The organism is Streptomyces bambusae (genome assembly GCF_019400985.1).
Lineage (GTDB): Bacteria > Actinomycetota > Actinomycetes > Streptomycetales > Streptomycetaceae > Streptomyces > Streptomyces bambusae_A.
This window is the reverse complement of sequence record NZ_WTFF01000407.1, coordinates 1-5,503: the sequence shown is the minus strand read 5'-3', so window position 1 is coordinate 5,503 and position 5,503 is coordinate 1. Positions and strand designations below refer to the sequence as shown.

Annotated in this window: 5 protein-coding genes and 1 pseudogene; 1 reads left to right on the top strand and 5 read right to left on the bottom strand. The window is 74.7% G+C overall.

Going from position 1 to position 5,503, the window contains the following annotated elements; translation table 11 throughout:
• Nucleotides 1-163: 163 nt before the first annotated feature.
• From GPJ59_RS32710 to GPJ59_RS32700, 3 genes are all read right to left on the bottom strand, one after another.
• Nucleotides 164-349: a Trm112 family protein gene (locus tag GPJ59_RS32710; RefSeq protein WP_219671543.1), complete on the bottom strand. Its 186-nt coding sequence runs from the start codon at nt 347-349 to the stop codon at nt 164-166.
• A gap of 368 nt (nt 350-717) precedes the next feature.
• Nucleotides 718-2,082 carry a phosphomannomutase/phosphoglucomutase gene (locus tag GPJ59_RS32705; RefSeq protein ID WP_219671542.1) on the bottom strand — a complete coding sequence of 455 codons (1,365 nt, stop codon included), beginning with the start codon at nt 2,080-2,082 and terminating at the stop codon, nt 718-720.
• Nucleotides 2,083-2,159: 77 nt separating this feature from the next.
• A complete protein-coding gene (locus GPJ59_RS32700; protein ID WP_219671541.1) occupies nt 2,160-2,555 on the bottom strand; it encodes a DUF3499 domain-containing protein in 396 nt (131 codons plus the stop codon).
• A gap of 331 nt (nt 2,556-2,886) precedes the next feature.
• Between GPJ59_RS32700 and GPJ59_RS32695 the strand changes: the two genes are divergently transcribed.
• Entirely contained in the window at nt 2,887-3,360 is a 474-nt protein-coding gene (locus GPJ59_RS32695) for a metallopeptidase family protein (RefSeq protein ID WP_219671544.1), read from the top strand.
• A gap of 249 nt (nt 3,361-3,609) precedes the next feature.
• Here GPJ59_RS32695 and GPJ59_RS32690 read toward each other — a convergent pair whose 3' ends face one another.
• Together GPJ59_RS32690 and GPJ59_RS32685 are read right to left on the bottom strand one after the other, a co-directional pair.
• A complete protein-coding gene (locus tag GPJ59_RS32690; RefSeq protein ID WP_219671540.1) occupies nt 3,610-5,121 on the bottom strand; it encodes a DUF5719 family protein in 1,512 nt (503 codons plus the stop codon).
• Nucleotides 5,118-5,503: pseudogene (locus tag GPJ59_RS32685) on the bottom strand (family 2 glycosyl transferase); the annotation flags it as partial. The pseudogene GPJ59_RS32685 and the gene GPJ59_RS32690, both read right to left, overlap by 4 nt.

Here is a 5,503-nt window from a genome sequence, read left to right as displayed (position 1 = left end):
GGGCCGCTGTGCGGACCCGGGCCCCGGCTTCGGCGGCGCCGCGCAGCAGGCCGCGGCGGTCGGCGCGCGCGAGCTCCTCCGGTGCGTCGAGCAACGACTCGTCGAGCATGGCGGCCTCCGTCGTCTTCGCGTGCGGGTGCGGTCCGGGTCCTGCCGTACGTTCTCAGGCGGGGCGGCGGGCCTCGTCCACGAGGAGGACGGGGATGCCGTCCCGGACGGGGTAGGCCAGGCCGCAGTCGGAACCGGTGCAGACCAGCTCCGGGGCCGCCTCGTCACCCGAGCGGTCCTCCAGGGCCGAGTGGCAGGCGGGGCAGGCGAGGATCTCCAGAAGGCCGGCTTCGAGCGGCATGGGGACGTCCCTTCGAAACGTGCGGTGATCGGTTGGGCCAGGTCAGCGTACCGCCGGGGCGCGGCTCGCGCGGCCCGGCGGCGGGAGGGGTGGTACCGGCGGCGGGACGGGTGGTCCGGCGGCGGGACGGGTGGTCCGGCGGCGGGACGGGTGGTCCGGCGGGTCGGGGGCGCGGTGGGCGGCCGCTGCGCGGGGCCTTTCCCCACCCCGCCCCTTCCCGAAACCGGGGCTCCGCCCCGGACCCCGCTCCGTGCGCTCCGCGCCCGGTGCGCTCAAACGCCGCGCGGGCTGGATAGTGCGCCCTGGGCTGGAATACGGCCTGCGCGGCAAAGCCGGCCGCAGAGCCGTATCCAGCCCCGCCGGCGGCGTTACGCGCGGACCAGCGCGAGGACCTCGTCGCGGACCTTGGCCAGGGTCGCGGCGTCGCGGGCCTCGACGTTCAGCCGGAGCAGCGGCTCGGTGTTGGAGGGGCGCAGGTTGAACCACCAGTCGGCGGTGGCGACCGTCAGGCCGTCCAGCTCGTCGAAGGTGACGCCCTCCTGGCCCTGGTACGCGGCGCGGACGGCGGCGGTGCGGGCGGCCTGGTCGGCGACGGTGGAGTTGATCTCGCCGGAGCCGACGTAGCGGTCGTAGGAGGAGACCAGGGCGGAGAGGGTGCCCTCCTGGCCGCCGAGGGCGGCGAGGACGTGGAGCGCGGCGAGCATGCCGGTGTCCGCGTTCCAGAAGTCCTTGAAGTAGTAGTGCGCGGAGTGCTCGCCGCCGAAGATGGCGCCGGTGCCGGCCATCTCCTGCTTGATGAAGGAGTGGCCGACGCGGGTGCGGACCGGGGTGCCGCCGTTCTCCCTGACGACCTCCGGGACGGACCAGGAGGTGATCAGGTTGTGGATGACGGTGCCGGTGCCGCCGTTGCGGGCCAGCTCGCGGGCGGCGACCAGGGCGGTGATGGCGGAGGGGGAGACGCCCTCGCCGCGCTCGTCGACGACGAAGCAGCGGTCGGCGTCGCCGTCGAAGGCGAGGCCGAGGTCGGCGCCTTCGGCCTTCACGCGGGCCTGGAGGTCGACGATGTTCTTCGGGTCGAGGGGGTTGGCCTCGTGGTTGGGGAAGGTGCCGTCCAGCTCGAAGTACATCGGGACGAGCTCCAGCGGCAGGCCCTCGAAGACCGTGGGGACGGTGTGGCCGCCCATGCCGTTGCCCGCGTCCACGACCACCTTGAGCGGGCGGATCGAGGTCAGGTCGACCAGCGTGCGCAGGTGCTGCGCGTAGCCGGCGAGGGTGTCCTGCTCGGTGACGGTGCCGGGGGTGGCGGCGGGGGCCGGGGCGCCCTCCTCGGACCACCGCTCGACCAGCTCGCGGATCTGGGAGAGGCCGGTGTCCTGGCCGACCGGGGCGGCGCCGGCGCGGCACAGCTTGATGCCGTTGTACTGGGCCGGGTTGTGCGAGGCGGTGAACATGGCGCCGGGCAGGTCCATCGAGCCCGAGGCGTAGTACAGCTGGTCGGTGGAGCAGAGCCCGATCAGCGTGACGTCCACGCCGCGGGCGGCGGCGCCGCGGGCGAAGGCGCCGGACAGGCCGGGCGACGAGGGGCGCATGTCGTGCCCGACGACGATCGCGTCGGCGCCCGTGACCTCGACGAACGCGGCTCCGAACAGTTCGGCGAGGCGCTCGTCCCACTCGTCCGGGACGACGCCACGTACGTCGTACGCCTTGACGATGTTCGAAAGATCAGCGGCCACTGCCTGCCCTCCTGAGGTTCTGTGCGGTGGAGCAAACCTACCCTGAGCGGCGAGCGGGTCTTCCGATGATCCGGATGTCAGGATTCCGGCGAACGCAGGACGCGCAGGTGGCCGCGGCGCGTCTCGCCGGTGGCGGAGCCGCCGCCCCTGCCGGATCCGGAGCCGGAACCGGACCCGCCGGCCTCGGCCGCACGGTCGTGCGGACGGGCCGCTTCCCGGACAGCATTGGCCAAGGCTTCGAGGTCGTCACCGCTCGGCCGGGACGGCGCAGAACCGTCGGACAGGCGTACGACTTCCCAGCCGCGGGGCGCGGTCAGGCGCTCGCTGTGCTCGGCGCACAGGTCGTAGCAGTGGGGTTCGGCGTAGGTGGCGAGCGGGCCGAGGACTGCGGTCGAATCGGCGTAGACGTACGTCAGTGTTGCGACGGCAGGGCGGCCGCACGCGGTGCGCGAACAGCGACGTACAAGGCTCACGACGTTGGACGGTACCGCACTCTTGACCGGGCCGCGACGACTCTCCCCCGGCTCACTCCCCCGTGTCGTGGCCTGATCACGACCGTACGGGGCTTGGTGGGGGCGGGGTGGCGGGGGCGCGGCGCGGGGCGCGGCGGGTGGGTGCGGTGTCGGAAGCGGTCACGAGGTGGTACGGAATGCGACAATCTGCGTGGTTCGGGCTGTCACTGACAGATCGGGAAAGATCACCGGGGTCACCGGGGGTCACCGCGGCGGTCGGGCCCCCGGGCCCGGCGGCATCCGGTCACGTCCTCGTCCCTGTGCGGCAGGACGGAGCTACCCTGCGTGAGTGATGGACACCCCGTTGACCCCCGTCCCCGGCGAGCGCCCCCAGGAGCCGCGTGTGCCGCGCACGCGGCGCCGCGACCGGCACGGCCGCGGGATGCGCGGTCCCGTCGCTCCCCCGCAGGTGCCGCTGTCGGCGAGCCGCGCGGAGCTCTTCGGCGATCTCGTGCAGGACTCGGTGGAGCGGCTGGAGCGGCGGTGGCCGCAGCTGGCCGAGGTGGAGTTCGTGGTCGCGGAGGTGCCGGGGCCGCCCGGCGGGGCGGATGCCTCGTGGAGCGACGAGGCGGTGCCGCTGGGGGGCGTGGTCACGGGGCAGCCGGGGCGGCCGCCGCGGATCCTGGTGTACCGGCGGCCGGTGGAGATCCGGACGAAGAGTCGGGACGAGCGGGCGTTGCTCGTCCACGAGATCGTGGTGGAGCAGGTGGCAGAGCTGCTTGGGCTTGCGCCTGAGACGGTGGATCCGCGGTACGGGGAGGACTAGGCCCGGCGATGTCTGCGTGGGCCCGTTCGGGCTGGGCCTGTCGCGCAGTTCCCCGCGCCCCTGGGGGTCCACCCTGTCTCTCGGCTTTCCGTCGGGGTGGGTTGCTCGCGCAGTTCCCCGCGCCCCTGACCGGGGCGATCTCCCTGTCTCTCGGCTTTCCGTCGGGGTGGGTTGCTCGCGCAGTTCCTCGCGCCCCTGACGGGGGCCGACTTGTTCTCTCGGGTTTCCGTTGTGCGCCCCTGGCGGGGGTCAGGGGGTGAGGACTGAGAGGTCTTGGTGGGCTTTTGGGACTTCTACCGTGCTCTGGTCGTCCGTCAGGGGTTGGATCGTGAACATGGCGATGCCCTCGTGCGGGAGGGACAGGGTGCGGGAGGCGTGGACGGGGCCGCCCGAGAGGGTTTCCACCGTCAGGGCGTACGAGCCCTTTGCGCCGGGCCCGGGGGCCGGCGGCGGGGAGAGCGCCAGTGTGGTGCCCGCCTTGACCGTGAACTCCTGGGCGGCCGGTTCGCCGCCCTGGGTGGCCGGGGACGCGGTGACCTTCACCTTCGCGTCCTGGCCGGCCGCCGCCGTCAGCGAGAGCACCGTGGAGTTCTGGTCGGTGCGGTTGTCCGCGACCGTCGCCCGCGCGCCCACCGGCGCGGCCGCCGGGACGAAGCCGAGCTCCTGCTTGGCGCCCGTACCGCGGACCACCCGCAGGGCCGCGACCACGCCCACCGCCTTGCGGCCGTCCACCGGGGTCAGCACCAGCGAGCCCGGCTCCCCCCGGGTGACCTCGCCGAGGTCCGCGACGGCCGTCATGCCGGCCTTGACGTGCAGCTGCTCGTTCCCGGCGGGGCTGATGGAGCCGCCCGGCCCGGCCAGCCGCAGGCGCAGGTCCGCGTCGTCGCGGCCGGGCGCGTGGGCGACCAGCCGCACGGACGTGGCGTCCGCCGGGATGCCGGGCAGCACCAGCGAGCCCGCCGGGTCGACCGAGGCGGGCAGCCAGTCGGCGCCCACCCCGTCCTCCAGTACCTGCACGGAGGCGCCGACCCGTCCCGAACGGGTCGTCACATGCGCGGTGAGGTCGGGCAGCTGGCCGGGTACCAGGGTGGACAGCAGCACGGCGACGGAGGACTTGGGCGCGACCTTGATGTTCTCGCCGCCGCCCTGCTGGGAGTTGACCGCCCCGTCCGGCCCGAACAGCTTGATGTCCACCACGGCCGGGGCGTCGTCGGCGTTGGTCAGGTGGACGTAGTCCTGGCGGCCCTTGCCGGTGCTCACCGCCGGGAACCAGAAGTCGGTGCCGGGCGGGGTGCAGGCCACGCCGAGCAGGCCGCGCGCCTGGACCGCCGCGACCTTGGTGGTCTGCTGCACGGTCCAGCCGGGGGCCAGGGCGCCGTCGGCCGTGCCGGTCAGCGCCGGGGCCTCCGCGCCCGAGGCGGTGGTCCCGGCGGGCTTGCCGGGCTCCTTCAGCTCCAGCAGCGGCTTGGCCTCCTTGGTCGCTCCGACCAGCCGGGCCCCGCCCCGGCCCGGTCCGGAGCCGCCCTGGGCGCCGGAAGCGCCGGGAGCGCCGGGGGTGATCGCGGTGTACGTGGTCTCGGCGATGTCCGAGGAGGACGGCGCCGGGCAGGTCAGCGTGGACCGCTCCACGGGCAGCCGGGCGGCCGCGCCGCGGCTGCCGTCGGAGGCTCCGGCGCCGGCCGGTGCGGTCAGGGCGGCGACGCCGGTGACGGCGGCGAGCGCGGCGGCCACGGCAGCGAGGGTCAGGGGGGCGCGCTTCACTGCTGTGGGCTCCCGTCCGGGTGCTGGGGGTCGTAGGAGACCGGGCGCCCGTAGGCGTCGTAGTGCTGGTCGTACGGGTGCTGGGCGTCGGGGTGCTGGGCGTAGCCGTACGGCTGCTGGTCGTAGGCGTAGCCGTCCTGGTGGTGCGGGTCGTACGCCGGCGGGTACGGCTGCGGGCCGCCGTAGGTCCGGCCCTGGTCGTCGTAGCCCTGGTCGTAGCCCTGGTAGGCGTACGTCTCCTCGCCGTACACGGGCTGGGCGGGGATCTCCGCGTACGGATCGGCCTGCTCGGGCGCCGCCGGAGTCGCTCCGTCGGCCGGGCCCGTGGCCCCTGCCGCGCGCAGCCGGCGGGCGCGGCGGCCCTCGCCGGCCTCGCCGGGGC